We start from the raw sequence: 23,913 nt of genomic DNA, 5'->3' as shown, positions 1-23,913 counted from the left end.
TGGCAGCATGGGAGTGATCCCGACGAGAGGTTGCCATGTTCGAGCAGTTCCGTTCCAGCGCCAGGACCAAGCTTCAGCGTGCGGTATCCGAGGTGGTCGAGGCCGCCGACCGGCACAACGCAGACCGCACGCAACAGATCCTCGACGCGCTGGCTCTCTCACGTGACGAACTGGCCGAGGCCCGCGGTGACATCGCGGGCCTCCGGTCCAGGATCGACGAGCTGGAATTTCGTCAGCGTCGGGATCTGGCCTACGCCGTGGACCTGGAAGCGACGGCGTCGACGGCCGAGTTCATCCTCGAGCACCTTCGAGTCGCGGAGACATTCGGCCACCCGCACGACACGCTGCGCCATGCACTGGGCTTGATCGAAATCCCCGGCATGGCACTCGAATTCGGCGTTGCCAGCGGAACCACACTCAGGATCGTCGCGGAAGCATTCACCGAACGTGAAGGGACCGTCGCAGGTTTCGACGTCTTCTCCGGCCTTCCGGAAACGTGGCGCACCGGGTTCCCGGTGGGCGAGTTCGCTCAGGAATCCGTCCCCGAAGTGCCTGGAGCGCAATTGGTTCCGGGCCTATTCGAGGACACTTTGCCCTCGTTCCTGAACGACGAATCCGGCCCCGTTGCCTTCTTGCACCTCGACGCGGATCTCTACTCGTCCACCAAGACGGTGCTCGACCTCCTCGGCGACCGACTGGTACCCGGGTCGATCGTCGTCTTCGACGAGTTCTTCAACTATCCCGGGTGGCAGCAGCACGAGTACCGGGCGTGGACGGAGTTCGTCACACGCACCGGCATCTCGTTCGAATACCTCGGGTACACCGTCGACAACGAGCAGGTCGTCGTCAAGATAGTGCGCTGAGGCTCACTTCTCGTACAGTCGAGCCCAGTTCTCCCGGCTCGTGAGTTCCGGCATCGCAGCACGGTACTTCGCCGACACGGCAGGGGCTTCCTTCTGGAATCGACGCAGTAGCTTCACCGTTCGGATCACGAGAGCGCGCGCCGTTGCCTTGTTTCGCTGCCGGATACGTACCCCCGATTGCGAAGCATCCGTGACGACAACATGGTCGAACCGCGAGATATGCCACCAATGCGCGTCTTCGCGCGGAATATTGATCAGTCCGCCTCGGGTGCGCCCCAACCACTGGTCCACCGCACGCTTGACCAGGATCACTCGCATCAGGCTCGGTTCGCCGCCGGCGCGCTCGGTGTGGAGTTCGTTCGAGGGAACCGGCGCCGTGGCAGCGTCGTGTTTGATCGTCTCCGCATATTGCGCTCGACCGGCGCGGATACTTGCCATCGCCTCGATGCCACCGTCCCGCAACGCCTCCGGGCCATCGAGGTAGTCCTCGATGCCCTTCAGCGTCGTGAAGGCCAGGCCGTATTGCATTCCGACGAGGAATTCGGAGATCTGGCGGAAAAACTGACGTGAGAGCCCCTTGGTGTCGAGGTCGCTGTGCAAAGAGCCGACGACGAGCGAGTTGCGCGTACTGAAGTAGCGCGCCCAGTCGTCGAAGTCCTTCCAGTAGAAGTCGGCATGCCACACAGCAGCGTTGGGCAACGTGACGGTGACGAATCCTGCTTTCCGAGCTCGGATTCCGTACTCCACGTCATCCCATTGAAAGAAGATCGGGACAGGCAAACCGATGGCTTCGACGACCTCGGCTGGGATCAGGCATGTCCACCAGGCGTTATATCCCGCATCGACTCGACGCTCTTGTCGTTTCTTGAGCATGCTCGTGTTGATGAGGGCCTTGGGCACTCGCTGCCCGTGATGGAGAGTCTTCAGATCTACGTCTTCGGCACCGACATTGAGGAAATCGGGATTGAGCAGATACATCATCTGTGCACCCACCAGCGTCGGCTCCACCGTCATATTCGCAAAAGCGTTGAGGCGCAACACTGTCTCTGGTTCACAGAGAATATCGTCGTCCATCAGGATGACGTCGGCGAGATCTGTTCCGTTAGATGTGGCCTCGAACAATCCACGCGAAAAACCACCAGCTCCACCGAGATTCGGCTGCTGCAGGTATTTCAGCTTATCACCCAGCTTGTCTGCCGCCTCGGTGAAGCGCGCCCGATCCTTCACCAGGTCGTTGCCCTGATCGACGACATATACCGAGCTGAGGAGGTCACGCACCGTGGCGTCGGAAGCAAGTGCAGCAACGGTCTCGGCGCAATCGTCGGCCCGGTTGAAGGTGCAGATCGCCACCGAGACCGGGCGAACCGTCTCCGGAGCCGCCACGGTCCATTCCAAGTGGTCGATCGTCATCGGAGCGTCGAGAGAATCCACCTCGATCCAGAGGGCGCCACCGTCGACGAACTTGTCCAACGGTGACGTCAACGTGACCTCCGAGGACCCCGATCCGTCGCGGGTTTCGAGAATGCGGCGATGCCCGGCGATATCCGAAGCAACCATCCGGACGCGGAATCGGCCCTCGCTCTCGATTCGCAGCGATGCCTCGACCTCGGTAACAGTCGTCCACCGCTGCCAGTAGCTGGCGGCGAAACGCCCGAAGTAGGTGTTGGTGCTGATCCGCGCGCCCTTGTCGAGAGCAACTCGGTGCCGGGTCCGCTCACCGGAGCCCTTCCGGAACTCGACGTACAGGTCGTCGTTGACTATCGGCGACATCCCGACGAACACGCCGCGCTGGACCACCAAACGGTGAGCCTTGACCTGCCCGTTCTCCGGCACCCCCACCTTTACCTGCTCGGGCATATGACTCCTACCGTGAATCCTGAAAAAGCTGTACCTGTCACTCGCAGGGTATCCGAGGTGGAATTACCCCCGAAACTCGAAAACACAGCCTCGGCTACTGTCTCTGGTGCATCCACCCGTGCGACCTGGAGATCCCTTGACACTCGAACTACCCGCTCCCACCCGTCGGGAACGCTGGAGCTGGGGCGCTGTGATCCCAGCAGTCGTGTGCCTCGCATTCTTCGCGATCGTCACGGTGGACCCTCGCTACTTCTATGTCGACGACACCGAATCCGGTGCGGTGGGCAACTGGGTTCAGCTGGGTCATCTGATGCGAGAGGGCCAATTCCCTTCGCTGGTCCTGGATCAGTGGATGGCCGGAAACTATCCGGTCGAAGGCCAGGGTGGGCTGTGGAACCCGGTCCAGATCTTCATCAACTACATCGCACCGTCCGTCGACAATCTTGCATTGCTGGCCACGCTGGTGAAGTTGGCATTCGCGATCATCCTCGGATGGGGCGTCTATCGAGTCTGCCTTGAATACGGCGCGCGCCCCTACTGGGCGGCCGTCGCCGGAAGCGCAGTGCCCTTTGCCGGGTTCACCCTGTACTTCGAGTACCCGTCGTGGGTTACGTCGGTGATCGGAATGGCGTGGGTAGTGCAGGCATGGGCCAGCGGAATTCGCTACGCCCGCGGCCGGTCGGGGCCGGTACCCGTGTTCGTCTTCCTCTATCTCGCGATCAGCGTCGGATACGTCCATGCGGCGTTGATGGCCGGAGTGACCGTCGGGGCAGTGATGGTGGGCGAATACATCCGCAGTCCGCAATGGCGGACGACGGTGAAGCTCGGGATTGTCGGAATCTCGGCGGCCGCCTGCGGCGCGATCACCTTTCTTCCCGGTCTGCTCTCCTCGGCCGTCACCTGGCGCACCGGCGAAGAAGGCACATTCAACGACAACTTCCTGACCGCTCCGTGGTCGGAAACACTCACGGCGAGCATTCCTTCGTCGGTCTCGAGCATCGAGTCCTGGACAGGTGAGACCACCTACGCACCGATCACCTACATCGCTTGGTTCGCGATACCGGCACTGGCATTCATCGGCTGGAGGAAAGCACAAGGGTCACTGCGAGATTTGGTAACCCCGCTGCTTCTGCTGGCGTTCATTCTGCTGTTCACCGCAGGTCCCAGCGACATCGGCCAGATTCGGTGGCCGGCGCGACTACTTCCCTTCGTCGCGGTGTTCTCCCTGGTACTACTCGGTGTGCTGCTGAGCCGATTCGGGACTTTGGACAAACTGCGATCACGCGTCATCGCTGCATCGTTGATCGTGTTCGTCTTGATGATCCGCGCCAGTTCTTCGGGTCCGCAGTACTTCATCCGACATCTCACATGGGCTGTCGTGATCATCGCCGTCGGAGCACTTGCCATCTATCTCGGTCGTAGATACGGCGCCCCGGCGATCGCAGGTCTACTGATTCTCACCATCGCTCCGGTGACTCTGTATCAAGTGATCGCGTATCCCCAGGCGCTGAACAAGTGGTATCTGCCGACCAGCCAATCCGAAGCCAAGGCGAACTTTCCGGATTTCCCGGGCACGACCCTCCAGCTCGGCAATCGTGCGCTGATCCGAATCGACGCCGAAACGACAGAACTCCCGTGGACTTCGCAGGTATACGGAAACTACGCGAAGGTCCTCGATCTCGACTACGTGAACGCGTACACCCCGGTCGGCCACGCCGACTTCGCATCACTGCTGTGCATGGGATTCGACGGTTCGACGTGCGACGACGCCTACCGAAACGTGTTCAGGCCGGATGAATACACCGGGCGAACCAGCGCAGACCTGATGCTGCTCGACCGCGTCGTCCTTCAACGGAAGCAGTACCCGGGCGCGGACAACGAGCCCGCCCCGCCCGGGTGGCACTGGGCAGAAGTGCCGGAGGTCGCCCAAGACCAGATTTACATCCTCGAACGCGACGCCGGCCCGATCTCCGGTCAACCGGGCCGTGTGTCGGCAACCGTCAATGCCGACGCGCAGTCCGAGTACATGAGCGTCAAGAACGAGCGTGTACGAGTCAGCTCACCGGGCGGTGGCAGCGTGGTCTTCGCACGGTTGGCATGGCCGGGCTACACCGCGACCCTCGACGGCGAACCCATCCCAACCAAGGGCCTCGGCGGAACGTACCTCTACGTCGATCTACCGCCTGGCACCGACAACGCCGAACTGGTGATCAACTTCCGTTCCCCAGGACAGCGGATCGGCTATGTCGGTATGGGCTTCGGGATCGTTCTCCTTGCCGGCCTCTCCGTGATCTACTACCGCGACAGGCGTCAGAGCCGGGACGGAACCTCTGCGATCACCACAGACTCGTTGTAGATGAACGGCTTCCCCATCCACCGCGGAAACGGGAACGACAGCGAGCGCCTGACAACAAGGCCGTTGTCTGCACAGATCTTTTCGAGGTCGACGCCGTCGAGGAAGACGGTGTGCGTGGGATCGCTGGCGAAGCCACGTTCCTGGGGGCAGATCAACATGACCGTCGCGCCCGGTTCCAGGTATGGAAGGTACTCGGCGACGATGCCGGAAGCTTCGCCCGCCGGCAGGTGCTCGAGGAGATGCGCCATCAGCATTCCGTCGAAGGTTCGCTGATCGCTTTCGGAATGAAATTCCGCCGACGAGTACGCCTCGAAACCGAGCGATCGACAGAACTCCACCGAATGGTCGTTGTGGTCCACCCCGACACTGCCAGGGGGAAGATTTCGCAGATTTCGGCCGATCCCGCAGCCGACGTCGAGCACCTTCCGTCCGCCGAGGAAACGTCCGATATTCCACTGATACGGCGCTTGCACGTTCAGAACGCGCTTCCATCGAGCGCCTTGTAGCTCACGCAACCGGGCCGTGTACTCGGTGTCGGTGGTATCACCGCTACCCATATCGGCTCTCCCCGGAACGCCGGTGTTCTCACGATTGTTCTCGCGTCGATCGTTGGTGTGATCTTCGAACTCGGCCACTGAAGACTCACTTTCGTCGAGTGATCCGGATCATAACTTCACGATTCGCCGACATGTACGCCCCCACGCCGAGATGCCGACCCACGGCGACGTATACACTCCCCGCCTGTGAAGACCGATGGCACACCCGAGTCGGTGCAACCGCACCGAATTTCCGTCGTCGTGCCGGTTTACCAGGGCGAACGTACTCTCAACGCACTCATCGACGAGATACTCCCCCTGACGAAAACCCAGATCACTCCCGGCGGGCGGCCGTTGGTCGTCGAAGAAGTCCTTCTCGTCTTCGACCACGGTCCGGACGGATCTGCTGCCGTCATCCGTGAACTGGCGAGACGACACGACTTCATCCGACCCATTTGGCTCTCACGCAACTTCGGCCAACACCCGGCAACACTGGCGGGAATGGCGTCGAGTGGAGGCGAATGGGTCGTCACCATGGATGAAGACGGCCAGCACGACCCGGCTGACATCGGTGGACTCCTCGACACTGCACTCGACCAACAGGCCACCCTCGTCTACGCGCAGCCCGTGAACGCGGCACCCCACGGAGCCCTTCGCAACGCAGCGTCGAAGTCGTCGAAATGGCTGACCACGAAAATTCTCTCGTCCGAGAACTCGGTGAAGTATCAAAGCTTCCGACTCGTCCTAGGAGAGGTCGGACGGTCGGTCGCCGCCTACGCCGGATCAGAGGCGTACCTCGATGTGGCCCTCGGATGGATCGCTGGCGAGGTCACCACCAGCCCGGTTCAATTGCGGGAGGAACGCGGACGCGCATCTGGATATCACCTCAGAAGCTTGCTGTCGCATTTCTGGCGAATGGTTCTCTCCAGCGGCACCAAGGGCCTGCGAATGGTCAGCTTGATCGGCTTCCTGTTCGCTGTCGGCGGTCTCGTCATCGTCCTCTACGTGTTGGCGTCGTACGTGTTCTTCGATGCCGGCGTCGAGGTACGTGGATGGGCGTCGACGATGATCGTAATGCTGTTCGGTTTCGGGGCGGTGCTCTTCTCGTTGGGTGTGATCGCCGAATACATCGGTGTCGCGGTCAAGACGGCAATGGGAAAGCCGCCGTACCTCATCGTCAGCGACCCCGCGTCAGGCCCGTTGGGGCGTCGGAACGCCACCGAGCCACCCGCATAACAATGAATGTCCCCACGTGGGTAGTCGGCAGCGGCGGCCTCCTCGGCAGCTCCGTGGCCCGCGAACTCGAGCGCCGTGGGGCCGACATCCGCACCAGCCGCGTCCCGTGGGGCGAACCCACTCTGGCCAGAGAAATCCTGTTCGCCGATGCCAGGAAACTGGTTACTGACGCCGCCGGCGGCCCGTGGCGAATGGCGTGGTGCGCCGGTGCAGGTGTGAACGGTACGAGCAGTGACGAATTCGCTCGCGAGAACCAACTCATGAAGGACGTTCTCGACGAGCTGGGGACGGCGGACGCAGGCGTCGGGACCGTCTTCCACGCTTCGTCTGCCGGCGGCGTCTACGCCGGAGCTCCCGGAGCACCGCACACCGAAACAAGCGCGACCAATCCACTGGCCGACTACGGGCGAGCAAAGCTCGATGCCGAATCGATTGTTCGCGAATTCGGCTCCGGAAGCGGAACCCGCACTGTCATAGGAAGATTCGCAAATCTCTACGGCCCGGGTCAGAATCTGGCGAAACCCCAAGGCCTGATTTCGCACCTCTGCCGAGGCTATCTGCTGTCGATGCCCATTTCGATCTACGTTCCCATGGACACGCTTCGGGACTACGTCTACGTCTCCGACGCGGCCGAAATGGTGGTCGACAGCTTCACCCGAGCGGAAGCGTCGCAGGAACCGACGGTCACCAAGATCTACGCGTCCGGACGCAGCGTCACCATCGGGGCGATCCTCGGCGCGTGCCACACCGTCTTCAGAAAACGCCCCAACGTTGTGCTCGCCAGTTCTCCACTCGCTTCGGCGCAAGCCCGAGACCTACGGCTACGATCGATCGTGTGGACTGATCTGGACCAGCGCACACATCGCCCGTTGCCTGCCGGGATAGCGTCGACCCTCGACTCCATCCGCCGCAATCTGGCTGCACGCTAGGAAGTGGTCTTCTCGCCGGCTGCCACGTATGCCTGCTCGGTCGCGTCCTTCTGCGGACGCCACCACTGTTCGTTGTCGCGGTACCAGTCGATTGTCGCTTCCAGACCACTACGGAAGTCCTCGTAGCGTGGTGACCAGCCCAGTTCTTCGCGCAGCAGACTCGAGTCGATCGCGTACCTCACGTCGTGCCCCGGGCGGTCGGTGACAAAATCGAACTCGTCGGCGCCACGGCCCAATATCTGCAGAATCGACTCCATGACAGTTCGGTTGTTCACCTCACCATCAGCGCCGATCAAGTAGGTCTGACCGATCCGGCCACCGTCGATGATCGCCCAGACCGCGCTGTTGTGGTCGTCGACATGAATCCAGTCACGGACGTTCAAACCGTCGCCGTACAACTTGGGACGCAATCCGGCGAGAACATTGGTGATCTGCCGTGGGATGAACTTCTCGACATGTTGATAAGGGCCGTAATTGTTCGAGCAGTTCGACAGGGTGGCCCGGACACCGAACGAACGGGTCCACGCGCGCACCAACATGTCGCTCGATGCCTTGGTCGACGAGTAAGGGCTCGACGGGTTGTACGCGGTCGACTCCGTGAAACGGTCCGGATCGCCCAGTTCGAGGTCTCCGTACACCTCGTCGGTGGAAATATGGTGGTACCTGACGTCGTGCTTGCGCACAGCCTGCAGGAGTGTGAACGTTCCCACGATGTTGGTCTGCACGAACGGCCACGGATCAGCGAGCGAATTGTCGTTGTGCGACTCGGCGGCAAAATGAACGACGACGTCGGCGGCGCTCACCAGTTCGTCTACGAGCACTGCGTCGGTGATGTCGCCGTGAACAAACGTGATGCGGTCGGCTATCGAATCGAGCGAAGACTTGTTGCCCGCGTAGGTCAGCGCGTCGAGCACCGTGACCTCGGCATCGGGACGCTCTGCCACCGTCTGATGGACGAAATTGGCGCCGATGAAGCCTGCACCGCCAGTCACGAGAACTCTCACGTTTGCGCCTCCACGATCACCGAATCGAACCGATCTACCTACCGGCCACGCACGATACCGTGCGCCCGAGATTTGTTTCTCCAGCGAACACTGGAACACTTCGAGGCATGCGCGGAATCATTCTGGCGGGCGGCACGGGGTCGAGGTTGCACCCCATCACGCTCGGCGTGAGCAAACAGCTGGTCCCCGTCTACGACAAACCGATGATCTATTACCCGCTCAGTACTCTGATGCTGGCCGGGATTCGCGACATCATGATCATCACCACAGAAGACGACGCACCGCAGTTCCAGCGGTTGCTCGGCGACGGCTCGCAGTTCGGCGTCGACCTGACCTACCAGATCCAGCACGAGCCGAATGGTCTCGCACAAGCATTCGTACTCGGGGCCGGCCACATCGGTTCCGAATCCGCGGCCCTCGTCCTCGGCGACAACATCTTCTACGGCCCAGGTCTGGGTAGTAAGCTCACGCGCTTCGAGAACATCGACGGTGGCGCCGTATTTGCGTACTGGGTTTCGGACCCCACGGCTTACGGAGTCATCGAGTTCGACCGCGAAGGCAAAGCCGTCTCGCTCGAGGAGAAGCCGGCGAACCCGCGCTCCAACTATTCGGTGCCTGGCCTGTATTTCTACGACAACGACGTCGTCGCCATCGCCAAGGACCTCGAACCATCGGCACGCGGCGAATACGAGATCACCGACGTCAACCGTGCGTATCTCGAAGCTGGTCGCCTCCAGGTCGAAGTACTTCCTCGCGGCACCGCGTGGCTCGACACCGGAACTTTCGATTCGCTTCTCGACGCGTCGAACTACGTGCGCACGATCGAGGAGCGCCAGGGACTCAAGATCGGCGCGCCCGAAGAAGTTGCCTGGCGGCACGGATTCATCACCGACGACGAGCTACGCATTCGTGCTGAGAAGCTCCTCAAATCCGGATACGGAAAATACCTTCTCGAACTTCTCGACCGCGGCAAGGACTGGTGACATGGCAGATACTCACGTGATGAGCCAGTATCGCGAACTGAAAGTGCCAGGGGCCTGGGAATTCACACCCAAGCAGTTCGGCGACGACCGCGGAGTCTTCCTCGAATGGTTCCGCGAACCTGGATTCTCCGAGATCACCGGCCGCACGCTCGATCTTCAACAGGCAAATTGCTCGGTCTCCGCTGCCGGTGTCCTACGCGGCATCCATTTTGCCGACGTCCCTCCCGGACAGGCCAAGTACGTCACGTGCGTCAAAGGCGCGATCCTCGATATCGCCGTCGACCTCCGCGTGGGATCGCCGACCTTCGGCGAATGGGATTCGGTCCTTCTCGACGACGTCGACCGCAGAGCGATCTTTCTGTCCGAAGGGCTGGGGCACGCCTTCCTGTCCCTCGAGGACAACTCGACAGTGGTTTACCTGTGCTCGACGGGATACGCCCCCGAACGCGAGCACGAGGTCCATCCCCTCGATCCAGACATCGCGATCGACTGGCCCACAGTGGGCCGTGGCGGCGAGCCCTTGAACATCACGCTGTCCGCAAAGGACACAGCAGCACCGTCGCTTCGAGATGCCGTGTCGGCCGGGCTGCTGCCCACGTTCGGCGAAGGCTGATGGCTTCACCGGATTCGACTGCAACACCCCCCGCCGGAATGACCGGCAGGCCGGGTCCGTTGATGCGCGTCGTCAAGAATCAGGCCCTTGCGTTTCTGCTCGTCGGCGGAGTCAACACAGTTCTCGGAACTGCCTGGTTCATTGCCTGGCAGATCGCGCTCGGCGATCAGTTCGGTTACCACTTCGCGATCGTCGCCGGGTACGTCTGCAACCTGCTGTGTGCTTTTGCGATGTACCGCTACCTGGTCTTCGAAGTTCGCGGTCACTTCCTGCGTGACTTCTGGCGGTTCGTCGTCGTCAACTTCGGCGCCTTCGTGATCAACCTCGCACTGATGACCGTTGCGGTCTCGGTCCTGCACTTTCCGCCTATCCCGTCACAACTCGTCATCACTGCGGTAACCGCAACAGCAAGCTTCTTCGGTTACCGCGATTTCTCGTTCAGTCGAAACAAGAGAACAGGCAACTCATGACTCCGCGTGTTTCCGTCGTCGTCCCGGCTTACAACAATGCCGACTACATTGCCGAGACGATCGACTCGATCCTGAATCAGACCTACCAGGACTTCGAGCTGATCATCTCGGATCATTCGTCGACCGACGACACCGTCAAGGTCCTGGAACGATACGCCGACGATCCGCGAATCGAGATCCTCTCGACCGAGGCCGGAGGCGGAGCGAAGCGAAACTGGGACCGGGTCAGCGAAGCCGCGAACGGGGAGCTCCTGAAACTGGTGTGCGGTGACGACACCATCTACCCCGAGTGCCTGGCGGAACAGGTCGCGGCTTTCGACGAGCACCCCTCGGTGGTACTCGTGGCATCGCAACGCAAACTGGTCGATGCAAACGGAAAGACCATCCTCTCCGCGCGCGGACTTGCAGGGTTGAAGGGACTGGTCACCGGGCGCGACGCGGCCCGAAAAACCGTAACGGCAGGAGCGAACATCTTCGGCGAGCCCGGATGTGTCCTCATGAAGCGATCCGCCTTGAAGGCCATCGGATGGTGGGACGACACCAACCCGTACGTCATCGACGAAGCCACGTACACCGCCGTCGCACTCCAAGGCGACGTCTATGCGATCGCCAAGCCCCTCGCGTCCTTCCGTGTCAACGCCGGACAGTGGAGTGTGCGTCTGGCCAAGGATCAGGCGCGCCAGGCAGCGGCATTCCACAAAGATCTCCGGGAATCGGATCCGACTCTCGTCTCCGCAATGGACGTCCGAATCGGCGACGCACGCGCACTCGCCACCTCGTTCATGCGTCGCGGCGTCTACATGCTGTTGCGCCATCGCATGTCTTGATCGTTGCCGGTTGGGTAATCTTCACCTTTCACACTCGATGGGGTGACGACCGGCGGGACGGACGGCTGGATGACCAAACGCGCGAGCAGACGCGGCCTGTGGACGGCCGTCGTTCTCGCAGCCGGCCTCGGCGGTCTCGCGCTGGTCGCCCCGCCCCTGACTCCAGGCACGATCGAGTCCGCCCCCGTCACGGTCATCACGACCACCCCACCCGCGCCCGTTGTTCCACTCACTCCGGAGGAGCTCTCGGCCCGGGTGGTCCCCACCATCGTCACCATCACGGCGCCGGCCGGATTCACCACCACTGCCGGGACCGGGATCGTGCTCTCCCCTGACGGGGTGGTGCTCACGAATCACCACGTCATCAGCGGAGCCTCGGACGTCACCGCCGTCAGCATGTCCAACGGGTTGATCTACGACGCCGAGATCCTCGGGTACGACAGCGTCAGCGACCTTGCCGTCCTGCGCCTCGCGGGCGCCACCGATCTGCCGGTGGCAGTGGTCGGGAAGTCCGCGGAAGCCGCTCGCGGGGACGCCGTCACCGCAATCGGAAATGCCGAAGGTGGCGGCGTACCCGTCCCAGCTCCCGGCGTCATCACCAACCTCGGTGTCACCGTCAACACCCGCAACGCGTCCGACGGATCGCGAAACCAGTTGAAAGGCCTCATCGAGGTGGACGCGGACATCCGGCCGGGCGATTCCGGTGGCCCGCTGGTCAACGCCGTGGGCGAACTGATCGGCGTCAGCAGCGCGGGCAACGCCGTCACCGACCGCACCGAAACCTCTCCGGCGCCTCAGTCCTACGCGATACCGATCGACACGGCACTACCGATCGTCGATCAGGTACTCGGTGGCCGCTCCTCCGAAACCGTGCGCGTGGGGCCGACGCCCGTGCTCGGTGTCGCGGTGAAGGACCACGCAGACATGCCGGCCGGCGCCGAAGTTGTTGCCGTGAGCTTCGATTCGCCGGCCGAGCGGGTGGGGCTCACCAAAGGTGCGGTCATCACGGAGTTCGGTGGCAGCCGGATCGCGTCGTCGGCCGATCTCAATGCGGCGATGAGCTCGCACCGCCCCGGCGACACCGTCGCAGTGACGTGGGTGGATGCAACGGGGCAACCCGGGACCGGTTCCCTCGTCCTCGACGAGGGACCACCTCGCTAGTCGTGAAAGCCGCCGGCCGTGAAAGCATCGTGACATGACCACGGTTCTCCTGCTCACCTGTGACGGCGCCGCCCGCGAGGCGGATGTCGAAAGCAAACTCGTCATGGAAGCTCTCACCACCTACGGCGTTGCGTCGACAATGGCGCCGTGGTCGAGTCCGTCCCTCCACGACATCGACGCCGACCTGGTTCTGATCCGTTCGACCTGGGACTACACCCAGCGCCTCGACGAATTTCTTGCCGTTCTCGCTCAGCTGACCGCCCCGATCGCCAATCCGCTCTCGATCGTGAAGTGGAACGCCCACAAGGGATACCTGACTGAACTTGCCGCGGCCGGCGTCCCCATCGTCCCCACTGCGGTGATCACCCCCGGAAGGAGCGAAACACTCACCCTCCCTTCGTTCGAGAGTGCCGACGTCATCGTCAAGCCTGCGGTGTCAGCCGGCGCTGTCGGAGTGGGGAAGTTTGCCGCGGGGTCCGCGCAGGCCCGCACTCACCTCAGCTCGATCCTCGACGGCGGTAACGACGCATTGGTTCAGCCCTTCATCTCGGACGTCGTCGACGGTGAGCGCTCGATCATCCACCTCGGTGGGCGTTACTCCCATGCCGTCCGGAAGATCCCGGCCACCAACGATTTCCGTGTGCAGGAGTTCCACGGCGGAACCAACCACGTCCACGAACCGTCCACCGCCGAACTCGCGGTGGCCGACGCGGCGCTGGCCGCAGCCCCCTGCGGTCCCGGCGAATTGCTTTATGCGCGTGTGGACGTCGTGGGGCCGGTGGATCAACCACTACTCATGGAAGTGGAATTGATCGAGCCCGAACTCTTCCTGCCCTTCGCCCCCGGATCTGCCGACGCCCTCGCATGTGCAGTTGTCGCGTCTCTAGGTCTGTGAAGCTCCTCGGAGTGCCTTCTTGTCGACCTTCCCCAAGGCAGTGAGCGGCAACGCTTCCAGAATTGAAATCTCCTTGGGCGCCCAGATCGGGCCCTTGTGTGATCTGACGTGTGCGACGAGCTGCTCGGGCGTGACCGACCATCCCGTCTTCAGTACGACTGCCGCGGTAACCGCTTCTCCCCATTGAGGATCGGGGACACCGAATACTGCACAGGCGGCCACTGCGGGATGACGTCCGAGCGAGTCCTCGACTTCGCGCGGGTAGACGTTGAATCCACCACTGATGATTGTGTCCTTGATGCGGTCGACGATCGAGATGAGCCCAGTTTCGTCGATCCGAGCAACGTCGCCGGTGTGCAACCACCCATTCGCGAGCGCTGCAGCGGTTTGTTCAGGTTTGTTCCAATAGCCGTCCATCACGAGCGGACCTCGCACACAAAGCTCGCCGGGTACGCCCGTCGCGGTCTCGTTTCCCTGCTCGTCGAACAACACCACTTCGACACCTGGCATCGCGCGCCCACAACTCCCCAGAACTGCGGGATCGTCCGTGTGCTCACGTGTATCGAGCACCGTCAACGCATTCGGGGCTTCGGCCTGACCGTAGTGCTGGCTGAGGATCGGCCCGAACACCGCCCCTGCCTGCGCGAGCCTGGTGGGGTCGATGGGTGCAGCACCGTAAAGCATCCAGTTCAGCCCGGACAGATTCGCATCCGACAGACGTGGATGGTCGAGCAAGGCGTAGAGCATCGTAGGAACGACGAATGTAGCTGTGACTCCGTCATTTTCGATTGAATCGACAACCCTGTCCGGGTCGAACGACCGGTGCAACTCGAAGCTTGCACCTCGCAGCAGACCGGGTGCGACGAGCAGACCGGCAGCATGAGACATCGGCGTAGTGAGCAGCATGGTGGTATCAGCCGGCCACTCCCACGTGGTGCAGGCCCAGGCATTGGCGACCAAGGATCGATCCCTGAGCATGACGCCCTTCGGCTCACCGGTAGTTCCACCGGTGTAGAAGAGATACAAAGCTCGACCCTGACCGCCGAAGCCTGAACCTGTTCCCGCCGTAACTAATTCACACGCCGATTCGAGGGCTGACAGTGACATCACTCGAGTCTGCGCCGCTTCGGCGCGCGCCTGGAACTGTCCGTCGGCAACCAACAGGAGATCGGTACCACTGTCTTTCAGCACCATCCTGTCGTTCTCTTCGGTCGCGAGCGGATGGAGTGCCGTGTAGCGCACGCCCGCCAGACACGCCGCGGCCATGACCGTGAATGCTTCAGGACACGGACCCGCCAGCAGGGCTACCCCGCCTCCGTCCGGCAGAGCGAGGCTACCGAGGACACCTGCAATCCGCTCGATCTGTTCCGCGGTCTGCCGATATGTCAGCTCGGCCCGATCACCGTTCCGATCCGTGAATCGAAACGCGATGTGGTCTGGTCGGCGTCGCAGCGCCGACAGAATCAGATCCGCATATCCCGCTTGCTCGTGCAAGCCTGGCGCCATCGGTTCATCGTTCATCATGTCCGCGTTCATCGTGGCCCTCCCAAGATCGTGACCGCGGCGACGGCTTCCTCGATGCCGTAGAGACCTCCGCCGTTCTCTGCGACCGCGATTCGAGCCCCGGGAACCTGTCGCCGCGCTGCTTGTCCACGCAACTGCGTGACAAGCTCGAAGACCTGCGCCAGTCCCGTTGCCGAGACCGGATGACCACGGGATTCGAGCCCACCTGACGGATTGACCGGACGCACGCCTCCCAATGAACTCGCACCGGACGCCGACCATGCGCCGCCCTCACCGATCGGGCAGAACCCCAAATTCTCGACCTGCTGTACTTCACCGAAGGCCGTGGCGTCGTGGACCTCTGCCACATCCACATCGCCTGGCCCGACTCCGGCTTCCTCGTATGCGCTCACTGCCGCTCGGCGACCGATGTGACTCTCCACGTCATCTGCGGCCCGATCCGTGCCTGACACCAAGCTGCAACCGAGTACCCGCGCCGCCCGCCGAGAGGAATCGTGCCTTCGCGCAAAGTCTGCAGTGGTCACAACGACCGCCGCTGCACCGTCACTGACGGGCGAGCACATCGGAACGGTCAGAGGCCACGCGACTCGCCTCGCGGCAAGCACCTCGTCGACAGTGAAGGGTTTGCGAAAGTGCGACCGCGGATTGTGCACGGAATGCGCATGATTTTTGGCTGCTACGGACGCGAGTTCGAATTCGGTCGTTCCGAATCTCTCCATGTGCGCCCGAGCAAGAGAAGCGTAGATCTCCATGAACACCGAACGCTCACCCTGCGATCCGAGTTCACCCGGCACCGGAGCGGAGAGGGAAGCGAGGCCGGCGAGCGTCTCGTCGCGATGCGCAACGTCGAGCGCACCGTCGAACACCTCCAGACTTCGAGCCGGATCCGAGCACACCAGCTTGTCCACCCCGACCGCCAATGCGACCTCGGACAGACCGGCGCGAACGTGGGCGATCGCCAGCCAGAGTGCCGTTGCCCCGCCGGCGCAGGCATTTTCGACATTGACGACCGGGACTCCACCGAAACCGTAAGGCCTCAAGGCAATCTGGCCTGGGATCATGTGCTGCCGGTCGATCGCCTTCTGACTGACGGTCGCGTAGAAGACTGCACCGACGTCACCGCGGGTCAGGCCCGCGTCTTCGACGGCATCGATCGCCGCACGCCCCGCCAATTCCGAGGCCGAGGTATCGGCGTGCCGCCCGAAGGGAGTCGCGCCGACACCGAGAACCATGACTTCGCCGCTCACGCCACCACTCGATTCCTCAATACACCGAGGCCGGCGACCTCGAGTTCGACTACGTCTCCCGGTTCGAGGAACCGCCCGTGTTCCAAGCCGCATCCACTCGGCACGGTGCCGGAACAGAAGACTTCACCCGGGTACAGCCGCGTGGAAGTCGAGGCGAACGAAATCACGTCCTCGAAACGATGGTCCATGTCGGCGCTGGTTCCTCGGCTCACCTCGTCTCCGTTGATTCTCGCGGTCATCTCGAGTTGGTATGGATCACCGACTTCGTCGGCCGTCACGATCCAGGGGCCGAGGACATTCGCGTTCGAAAAGTCCTTGCTCTTACTGAGACCGAGTCCGGTGGAGATCTCCTCGAGCTGAGTATCGCGGGCGCTGAAATCGTTGAAGATGGTGTAACCGAAGATATGCGCAGGGGCATCCGCGCGTGAGATGTCGCTTCCACCGCGCCCCAGCACACAGGCGAATTCGAGTTCGTAATCGCGCAGGCTCGAGTACTCGGGCCACACGACGTCGGATTCGTGTCCGGTCATCGCCAATCGGTTCGCTATGTAATACAGCGGGCGCTCCAACTGGATCTTCGGCAGTTCGACGTCCTCGAGTGCGACCCCTTGAATTCGGGCGCGAGCGTTGCGGAAGTGATCCATGAAGCAGCCGAAGTCTCGGATCTGGACCGGCTGAGGAAGCGGCGACATCCAGCGCACATCATCCGCGTCGACGATTGCACTTGCCGGCTGCTCGTCTGCAAGCCGATCCAGGATCTCCCGTGCCGCCGGACCACCTTCGATGATGGTTTGCATGGTTTCCAGTTCTGGAGCCGGTTTTCCCGTCACATCATGATGAGCTCGCTCGAGTAACAACAGTTGCTCGCCGCTGCCCGTCACCAGAGCCGTCTGCTGGGTCTTTTCGTATTCGACGGTCGCAAGTTTCACTGTGAATCAATACCTTTCACTGAATTGTTCGTTAAGTCAGGCGGGAATTTTGCTCAGACGAACGCGACCACACGAGCCGGGGCAGCGCTGGCTCGCGCAAGCTTGATCGGGAAGAACGCCACGTGAAATCCCGAGGGCGGAAGCGCGGCGAGGTTCGACAGCTGCTGAACGATGAATACTTCACGTTCGCGTCCGGCCCGGTGCCCGTCCCAGAGAACCGAGTTGTCGCCGGTGTCACGAAATTTCTGCGCCATTACTGCAAAGCTCAAGTCCCAGCCGGCAGCGTCGGTGCCCAGCACCTTCGCGCCTTGCTCGGCGAGAAACAGCGTGCCTTCGCGACTCATCCCTGGATACTGAAAGAACCCTGGATCGGCCAAGGTGAAGCTCTCTTGTCCGGTACGGAGCAACACGGCACCACTCTGGGGAACGGACGCACCGTTTTCCGCCAGGGCAGCTTTCAGCGCGTCCACCGAGATCGGCTGATTCGCCTCGCACCGGCCGCGCAGGTCGAGCACCATTGTCTCGCAGAATAATTCATCCAACGCGATGTCTGTGATCGTGCGAGAAGGCTTACCCTCTGAGGTTGATCCGTAGTGCAACGGCGCGTCGACGTGTGTGCCCAGATGGCTGTTGAACTCACTCAACATCTCCGATCCCCACCCCTCACCGTCCGGAAGATCATGAACTCCGCACTGCAGTGCTGCCGCGAACTCGTCGCGTCCGGCACCTGCGGGGTGCGAGTAGGCCACCGAGGGGGCAACGACGGAAGCCAGTGCCTTCAAACCCTCGGGGAGCAGTTCCCGATCGGCCGGATCGAGAGTTCTAGTCAGATCGATGAGTTCCATGTCCGCCCATTTCCGTTAAGTTATTGGACGCTCAGCATAGAACTGGACGATCAACATAGGCAAGAGGGTATCGAGAGAGGAATACGGCCGTCCGATGGCCGGCCTCGTAGCATGAGTGCCGGTGCGCAGGTCTCGGCCCCGACGGGCACGTCGACGTCACCGCGTGCCGGAATTGGCTGCACTCGAGAACGAAAGAAGGCAGGAACACCGAATGGCGTCGACACGCAAGCAGGAGATTTCCGAGGAAACCAGACGGCGACTGGTGAAGGCCGCGGCCGAACTGGCTGCGGAAGGCGGGTCGGCCGCTATGTCCGTACAAGCCGTGGCGGAAAGATCCGGCATCAGCCGAGGGTCTGTGGCCTGGCACTTCGGATCGAAAGACGGGCTTCTACGAGCCGTCGTCGAAGACGCATTCCGGTGGGGCATGGAGAAGTTGCGCGCAGAGTTGGCATCATCCTCGGCGACCGGAATCGAAGCATTGATCGAAGCCAACTTCGTGTTGATGTCGTACCCCGAGGCACGAATCTTCTCGACCATCCTGATCGAAGCCGTGATTCCCGGGTCCACCATCCGCGAGACCTACGCAGAGCAGTACGTCGCAATGCGAACGCTGTACGCGGACTACCTGCGTTCGATCGACACACCGGTCGCCAATCCGGAGTTGGTTGCCGTCACCCTTCTGGCCGGCACTCTCGGAATCAACCTCCAACATCGCCTCGATCCCGACAACGTCGATCGACGTTCGGCGGTAACCGAACTCGAATCGATCTATGCCCGCGCGATGGCATCTACCGCAACGTCAGGGCACGAGAATCCGGCAGCACACGAGAATCCATAGGTGGAACGGAAGTTCAACTTCCCGAACAACTTTCGCCCGCGGCCTGGGGTGGGACCGCATCGAGCCTGGTGCGAATGAACCTGGCAACGTCGCGTAACGCAGCCCGGCTCTCCGGCAAGCCAGGCCACACGGCGGGAAACGCGTGAACCTGACCGTTCCAGATCTGCAGCGAGCACGGCACCCCCGCGGCGGCGAGCCGCTGCGCCATCACCTCCGAATCAACTCTGAGAACCTCGGATTCAGCGGCGATCAGCAACGACGGTGGCAGCGCGGCCAGATCGCCGTCGACAGGTGAGTTCGTCTGTCCGCCAAGCTTTCCGATCGCTATCAATGCCGACACCGGGGCGATGACGTCGCGTCGAGCATTGGCGTGAACCGATTTGGTGGTGCAATCGAGATCGAGGAGCGGCGAGAGTCCGACCAGTCCGGCCGGAACCTCGAGCCCGGCGGAAACAGCTGCAAGCGCCGTCGCGAAAACCAGGAAACCTCCGGCCGAATCACCAACGAAGACAACCTTTTCCGGCAATACTCCCTGTTCGAGGAGCCACCGGTATGCACCCAGACAGTCGTCGACGGACCCACTGATGCTCGTGCTCGGCAACTGCCGATACGCGACGTGCATGACCGGAAGGCCGGTTCGCTTGGCGATGCCGGCAACCACCGGTCGATGCGTGTTGAGCCCGCAACACATGAACCCGCCGCCGTGCAGGTAGAGAACTACACCGTCGCGCAGATCAGCCGTCGAGCCTGCCGTCCGCACGAGCTCACCGTCGAAACCTGGAAAACGAATCGCTTCCCGATCGATCCCGGAGGGAATGCGTACACCCGCGGCCGAGTCCAGCACTGCGGCGCGGCGCATGGCGCCAGGCGTCAGCGGAGCGATCCCGACCACTGGCCGAAGCATCCATCGACACGCGTTGTAGAGGACCTGCGATTCGATACTCGGCCTGCCGTATCGAGTTCCGGTCCTACGACTGACAGTCGGCAACAGAGACATCTGTCCAGATTAGAAGCGATCAGGCACCGAAGAGGTCGACTTCGTCGAGATCGTCGACGATCGTGACCTTTCGTTTCCGCCCGCCGATGACCTTCCCCAGACCGCGCAGTCCACCGGACTGAGCTTTCGGGGCGGGTTCGATGCGCTGCGGCGCAACTCTCGTCCGCGCTGCGCGCTGTACGGGCTTGGGTGCGGGAGCTGATGGCGGTGCCTCCGGAACGACGGGCGCTGCGGGAACCACAGGGGCCGCGGGTTCGGGAATCTCTGCTGGAACGACCGCTTCCGGCTCCACGAAGCCCTGAGCAACCGGGGCCTCGGGTGCGACCTCAGCCACCTGCTCCACCTGCACCGGTCCGTCGATCAGCGGGATGTCCGACGCCCACCGGACCCGATACTCGAGGCCGCGCGCCGCCAGTTCACGCGCGAGATCCGCGTGCCAGACCCCGTCTTCGCCGTCGCCGTACGCCCGTGCGTCGGAGCTGACCCAGATCACGTCGACGCCCGGGTTCCGGTCGGCAAGATCGAGCACGGTCAGCCAGTTCAGGGTCGCCGGATATCCGTCACGTTTCTTCTTGTCGGTGTAGGGCCGACGCAGCGAGATCGCCCTCTCGGCCACCTCGAGATGCGACACGTCGACTGGATCGACCACCTCGACACCGATCGCCACGAGGTCTTCGATCACGTCGTCGACATAGCCGTCGGCCTTGTCGTGAGCTGCGTCGACGAATCTGGTGAGGTCGCGCCGCAATCCCAGTCGGTCGTACATGCGCGCCTGGACGCTCAGGGCCGCGATCATCTCCGCCGATTCCTCGCGATAGCGACTCGCAACTTCGAGAACGACCAATCGCGGCACGACGACGCGGTGTCCGAGTGCGCGAGCGTCGGCGATGGCGGCGTCGAACCGTGCGCCCCTGGTCAGGGCCGAAGAATCGAGAACGATGATCATGGGCTCGATTCTCTCCCACGAAACCGGACGAATGCGCTAATCCACCCCGAACCGTTACTTGATCTTGAAGATCACTGCCCGCTGAACGATGAAGTTGATGACCGTCGCGGTGCCCTGCGCGATGACGAAGGCCAGCGGCATGCGCCACCACTCGTCGGCGAGCACATGCACCATCAGCGCGTTGAGCCCGACCTGAACCGCAAAAGTGATCGCATACAACGCGACGACAGCGATGAAGCGGGCGCGAGAAGGCTCGGCCTTGAACGTCCACCGCCGGTTGATCAGATACGCCGTCGTAGTGCCGGCAATAAAGCTGATCGACTTGGCCACGCTCAGATCGAGGCCGACGACCTTGAACAGGAATGCGTACAGCCCGTAGTCCACGACCGCCGACAACCCACCCGTCGCGACGAACCGGACGATCTGCGTTTTCAGGTCCAACGCGTCGTCGGCGATGTCCGTCGTGACCGGAATCTCGACGGGCAGCGGGACGTGGGGTTCGTGCTGGTGACTTGCAGGTGTTTCGGGCACGACGACGAGAGTAACCACTCGAGTCGGAGCCGTCGGCACTACTCCCAGGTAACCTCTACCTTGATGTCCACGACAGCAGAAGAGACGCCGAAGCCGGCTCTCCACACCCAAGCCCGCACCCTCACCGGTTGGGGACGCACCGCCGCCACCACCGCACAGGTGCTGTCCACCCCCGACGTGGAAGTGATCGCGAACGCGGTCGCCCAGGTTGCAGAACAGAACGATTCCAAGCCCTCACATCTGCGACGCGGCGTCATCGCGCGCGGCCTCGGCCGCTCGTACGGCGACCCGGCGCAGAACGCCGGCGGGCTGGTCGTCGACATGAATGCACTCAGCCGCATTCATCGCATCGATCGCGACACCGCTCTGGTGGATGTCGACGCCGGCGTGAATCTGGACCAGCTGATGAAGGCTGCTCTGCCGTTCGGCCTGTGGGTTCCGGTCCTGCCGGGTACTCGCCAGGTCACGATCGGCGGCGCCATCGGCTCGGATATCCACGGCAAGAACCACCACAGCGCGGGCAGCTTCGGCAACCACGTCGTGTCGTTGGATCTGCTGACGGCCGACGGCAAGGTTCGCACTCTCACCCCCAAGGGCGGGCGCAACGACCCCAAGGCCGCGCTGTTCTGGGCCACGATCGGCGGCATGGGCCTGACGGGCATCATCCTGCGCGCCACCATCAAGATGACACCGACCGAGACGGCGTACTTCATTGCCGACGGCGACGTCACCAACAGCCTCGACGAGACCATCGCGCTGCACAGCGACGGCAGCGAGGCCAACTACGAGTACTCGAGCGCCTGGTTCGACGCGATTTCCGCGCCCCCGAAGCTCGGTCGTGCGGCAGTCTCGCGCGGATCGTTGGCGAAGCTCGATCAGCTTCCGGCCAAGCTGCAGAAGAACCCGCTCGCATTCGATGCACCGCAGTTGCTGACGTTCCCCGACGTCTTCCCGAACGGGCTGGCCAACAAGTTCAACTTCACCGCGATCGGTGAGGTCTGGTTCCGCAAGTCCGGCAAGTATCGCGGCAAGGTCCAGAATCTGACGCAGTTCTACCACCCCCTCGACATGTTCGGTGAGTGGAACCGCGCGTACGGATCCAACGGATTCCTGCAGTACCAGTTCGTGGTTCCGCCCGAGGCCGTCGACGAGTTCAAGAAGATCATCGTCGACATCCAGCGCAGCGGGCACTACTCGTTCCTCAACGTGTTCAAGCTGTTCGGCGAGGGCAACCAGGCGCCGCTGAGCTTCCCGATCCCGGGCTGGAACATCTGCGTCGACTTCCGGATCAAGCCGGGCCTGAACGAGTTCGTCACCGAACTCGACAAGCGTGTCCTCGAATTCGGTGGACGCCTCTACACGGCCAAGGATTCGCGAACGTCCGCGGAAACCTTCCACGCCATGTACCCGCGCATCGACGAGTGGATCGCGACGCGCCGCAAGTACGACCCCACAGGCGTTTTCGCCTCCGATATGTCCAGAAGGCTGGAACTGTGATCAACGCTGTAGGTAACCCGCAAACCGTTTTGCTTCTCGGTGGAACCTCCGAGATCGGCCTCGCCATCTGTGAGGAATACCTGAAGAAGGCGCCGCTCCGCGTCATTCTGGCGGCTCTTCCCGGCGACCCGGGACGCGAAGCTGCGGTCAAGCAGCTCGAAGCGAAGGGCGCCACCTCGGTGGAGCTCATCGACTTCGACGCCGTTGATTTCGAATCGCACCCGAAGGTCATCGACCAGGCGTTCTCCAACGGGGACGTCGACGTCGCCATCGTCGCCTTCGCACTGGACGGTGACTCCGAAGAGCTGTGGCAGAACCAGCGCAAGGCCGTTCTGGTGGCAAACGTCAACTACACCGCGTCCGTCTCGGTCGGCGTTCTTCTCGGCGAGAAGATGAAGGCTCAGGGCTTCGGCAAGATCATCGCGATGTCGTCGGTTGCCGGCGAGCGCGTCAAGCGTGCCAACTTCGTCTACGGCTCCACCAAGGCGGGCCTGGACGGCTTCTACCTCGGACTCGGCGAGGCTCTCGCGGAATTCGGACCGCAGGTAACCGTCGTTCGCCCCGGCATGGTGCGCACCCAGTTCAGCGCCCACGTCAAGGAAGCTCCGCTGACGGTCAACAAGGACATCGTCGCGAAGCTCGCTGTTGCCGCCTCGGACAAGGGCAAGGAAATCGTCTGGACTCCCGGCCCGTGGCGCTTCGTCATGATGGGTCTTCGCCACGTGCCGCGCCCGATCTTCCGGAAGTTGCCGGTTTAAGCTCCTCCCGTGCCAGAAACAACAACTGCTCCGAGTACAGACCTTTCGACCCCGTCGCCGTGGCGTAATGC

At 62.4% G+C, this 23,913-nt stretch carries 23 protein-coding genes; 13 read left to right on the top strand and 10 right to left on the bottom strand.

Annotation, left to right across the window (positions count from 1 at the left end):
- The first annotated feature begins 35 nt into the window (after positions 1-35).
- Entirely contained in the window at positions 36-863 is an 828-nt protein-coding gene (locus ABWI03_RS21735; RefSeq protein WP_296553174.1) for a TylF/MycF/NovP-related O-methyltransferase, read from the top strand.
- Positions 864-866: 3 nt separating this feature from the next.
- On the opposite strand, the gene ABWI03_RS21730 is transcribed toward ABWI03_RS21735, so the two are convergent.
- Positions 867-2,720: a glycosyltransferase gene (locus tag ABWI03_RS21730; protein ID WP_298776650.1), complete on the bottom strand. Its 1,854-nt coding sequence runs from the start codon at positions 2,718-2,720 to the stop codon at positions 867-869.
- 136 nt (positions 2,721-2,856) lie between these two features.
- Here ABWI03_RS21730 and ABWI03_RS21725 point away from each other — a divergent pair, with 136 nt between their 5' ends.
- Positions 2,857-5,076: a hypothetical protein gene (locus ABWI03_RS21725; protein WP_298776653.1), complete on the top strand. Its 2,220-nt coding sequence runs from the start codon at positions 2,857-2,859 to the stop codon at positions 5,074-5,076.
- On the opposite strand, the gene ABWI03_RS21720 is transcribed toward ABWI03_RS21725, so the two are convergent.
- A complete protein-coding gene (locus ABWI03_RS21720) occupies positions 5,031-5,711 on the bottom strand; it encodes a class I SAM-dependent methyltransferase (protein ID WP_296553169.1) in 681 nt (226 codons plus the stop codon). The genes ABWI03_RS21725 and ABWI03_RS21720 overlap by 46 nt on opposite strands.
- A gap of 108 nt (positions 5,712-5,819) precedes the next feature.
- Here ABWI03_RS21720 and ABWI03_RS21715 point away from each other — a divergent pair, with 108 nt between their 5' ends.
- Both ABWI03_RS21715 and ABWI03_RS21710 read left to right on the top strand, forming a co-directional pair.
- The gene (locus tag ABWI03_RS21715) at positions 5,820-6,848 is read left to right on the top strand and encodes a glycosyltransferase (RefSeq protein ID WP_296553167.1); all 1,029 of its coding nucleotides are present in this window, start codon (positions 5,820-5,822) and stop codon (positions 6,846-6,848) included.
- 2 nt (positions 6,849-6,850) lie between these two features.
- Entirely contained in the window at positions 6,851-7,777 is a 927-nt protein-coding gene (locus tag ABWI03_RS21710) for an NAD-dependent epimerase/dehydratase family protein (RefSeq protein WP_296553165.1), read from the top strand.
- Here ABWI03_RS21710 and rfbB read toward each other — a convergent pair.
- Positions 7,774-8,781 carry a dTDP-glucose 4,6-dehydratase gene (gene rfbB, locus ABWI03_RS21705; protein WP_296553163.1) on the bottom strand — a complete coding sequence of 336 codons (1,008 nt, stop codon included), beginning with the start codon at positions 8,779-8,781 and terminating at the stop codon, positions 7,774-7,776. The two genes, ABWI03_RS21710 and rfbB, sit on opposite strands and share 4 nt — an antisense overlap.
- 107 nt (positions 8,782-8,888) lie before the next feature.
- Here rfbB and rfbA point away from each other — a divergent pair, with 107 nt between their 5' ends.
- The 6 genes from rfbA to ABWI03_RS21675 all read left to right on the top strand — a co-directional run bounded on the left by rfbA (position 8,889) and on the right by ABWI03_RS21675 (position 13,730).
- Positions 8,889-9,764 (top strand): glucose-1-phosphate thymidylyltransferase RfbA, encoded by an 876-nt coding sequence (rfbA, locus tag ABWI03_RS21700; RefSeq protein ID WP_020905793.1) that lies wholly within the window; start codon positions 8,889-8,891, stop codon positions 9,762-9,764.
- Position 9,765: 1 nt separating this feature from the next.
- Positions 9,766-10,377, top strand: a complete 612-nt coding sequence (locus ABWI03_RS21695) for a dTDP-4-dehydrorhamnose 3,5-epimerase family protein (RefSeq protein WP_296553159.1) — start codon at positions 9,766-9,768, stop codon at positions 10,375-10,377.
- Positions 10,377-10,847, top strand: coding sequence for a GtrA family protein (locus ABWI03_RS21690; protein WP_296553157.1), 471 nt, complete (start codon positions 10,377-10,379; stop codon positions 10,845-10,847). The genes ABWI03_RS21695 and ABWI03_RS21690 overlap by 1 nt, the downstream gene beginning before the upstream one ends.
- Positions 10,844-11,674 (top strand): glycosyltransferase family 2 protein, encoded by an 831-nt coding sequence (locus tag ABWI03_RS21685; RefSeq protein ID WP_296553156.1) that lies wholly within the window; start codon positions 10,844-10,846, stop codon positions 11,672-11,674. Before ABWI03_RS21690 ends, ABWI03_RS21685 begins: the two co-directional genes overlap by 4 nt.
- A gap of 69 nt (positions 11,675-11,743) precedes the next feature.
- On the top strand, positions 11,744-12,835 hold the full coding sequence (locus tag ABWI03_RS21680; RefSeq protein ID WP_095969684.1) for a S1C family serine protease: 1,092 nt from the start codon (positions 11,744-11,746) through the stop codon (positions 12,833-12,835).
- A 34-nt stretch (positions 12,836-12,869) separates the two neighbouring features.
- Entirely contained in the window at positions 12,870-13,730 is an 861-nt protein-coding gene (locus tag ABWI03_RS21675; protein ID WP_298776659.1) for an ATP-grasp domain-containing protein, read from the top strand.
- Here the strand turns inward: ABWI03_RS21675 and ABWI03_RS21670 are convergent.
- Genes ABWI03_RS21670 through ABWI03_RS21655 form a run of 4 tightly spaced genes read right to left on the bottom strand, consistent with a single transcriptional unit; the run spans position 13,719 to position 18,275 of the window.
- The gene (locus ABWI03_RS21670) at positions 13,719-15,266 is read right to left on the bottom strand and encodes an AMP-binding protein (protein WP_298776662.1); all 1,548 of its coding nucleotides are present in this window, start codon (positions 15,264-15,266) and stop codon (positions 13,719-13,721) included. The genes ABWI03_RS21675 and ABWI03_RS21670 overlap by 12 nt on opposite strands.
- Positions 15,263-16,501, bottom strand: a complete 1,239-nt coding sequence (locus ABWI03_RS21665) for a thiolase family protein (RefSeq protein ID WP_296553150.1) — start codon at positions 16,499-16,501, stop codon at positions 15,263-15,265. Before ABWI03_RS21665 ends, ABWI03_RS21670 begins: the two co-directional genes overlap by 4 nt.
- Positions 16,498-17,430, bottom strand: coding sequence for a fumarylacetoacetate hydrolase family protein (locus tag ABWI03_RS21660; RefSeq protein ID WP_298776664.1), 933 nt, complete (start codon positions 17,428-17,430; stop codon positions 16,498-16,500). The genes ABWI03_RS21665 and ABWI03_RS21660 overlap by 4 nt, the downstream gene beginning before the upstream one ends.
- A gap of 53 nt (positions 17,431-17,483) precedes the next feature.
- Positions 17,484-18,275 (bottom strand): cyclase family protein, encoded by a 792-nt coding sequence (locus ABWI03_RS21655; RefSeq protein WP_298776666.1) that lies wholly within the window; start codon positions 18,273-18,275, stop codon positions 17,484-17,486.
- Between the two features lie 211 nt (positions 18,276-18,486).
- Between ABWI03_RS21655 and ABWI03_RS21650 the strand changes: the two genes are divergently transcribed.
- The gene (locus tag ABWI03_RS21650) at positions 18,487-19,113 is read left to right on the top strand and encodes a TetR/AcrR family transcriptional regulator (protein WP_124566830.1); all 627 of its coding nucleotides are present in this window, start codon (positions 18,487-18,489) and stop codon (positions 19,111-19,113) included.
- A 13-nt stretch (positions 19,114-19,126) separates the two neighbouring features.
- Here ABWI03_RS21650 and ABWI03_RS21645 read toward each other — a convergent pair whose 3' ends face one another.
- The 3 genes from ABWI03_RS21645 to ABWI03_RS21635 are packed head-to-tail and all read right to left on the bottom strand — an operon-like array spanning position 19,127 to position 21,587.
- Positions 19,127-20,110 carry an alpha/beta hydrolase gene (locus ABWI03_RS21645; RefSeq protein ID WP_296553141.1) on the bottom strand — a complete coding sequence of 328 codons (984 nt, stop codon included), beginning with the start codon at positions 20,108-20,110 and terminating at the stop codon, positions 19,127-19,129.
- A 19-nt stretch (positions 20,111-20,129) separates the two neighbouring features.
- Positions 20,130-21,056: a PIN domain-containing protein gene (locus tag ABWI03_RS21640; protein WP_296553139.1), complete on the bottom strand. Its 927-nt coding sequence runs from the start codon at positions 21,054-21,056 to the stop codon at positions 20,130-20,132.
- Positions 21,057-21,110: 54 nt separating this feature from the next.
- The gene (locus tag ABWI03_RS21635) at positions 21,111-21,587 is read right to left on the bottom strand and encodes a GtrA family protein (RefSeq protein ID WP_200317428.1); all 477 of its coding nucleotides are present in this window, start codon (positions 21,585-21,587) and stop codon (positions 21,111-21,113) included.
- Positions 21,588-21,650: 63 nt separating this feature from the next.
- Here ABWI03_RS21635 and dprE1 point away from each other — a divergent pair, with 63 nt between their 5' ends.
- Positions 21,651-23,084 carry a decaprenylphosphoryl-beta-D-ribose oxidase gene (dprE1, locus tag ABWI03_RS21630; protein WP_124566833.1) on the top strand — a complete coding sequence of 478 codons (1,434 nt, stop codon included), beginning with the start codon at positions 21,651-21,653 and terminating at the stop codon, positions 23,082-23,084.
- Entirely contained in the window at positions 23,081-23,842 is a 762-nt protein-coding gene (gene dprE2 / locus ABWI03_RS21625) for a decaprenylphospho-beta-D-erythro-pentofuranosid-2-ulose 2-reductase (RefSeq protein ID WP_019746424.1), read from the top strand. The genes dprE1 and dprE2 overlap by 4 nt, the downstream gene beginning before the upstream one ends.
- Positions 23,843-23,913: the final 71 nt, after the last annotated feature.

This window comes from Rhodococcus baikonurensis, from assembly GCF_040489275.1.
Classification (GTDB): domain Bacteria; phylum Actinomycetota; class Actinomycetes; order Mycobacteriales; family Mycobacteriaceae; genus Rhodococcus_F; species Rhodococcus_F baikonurensis.
This window is presented reverse-complemented; position numbering and strand designations above follow the sequence as displayed.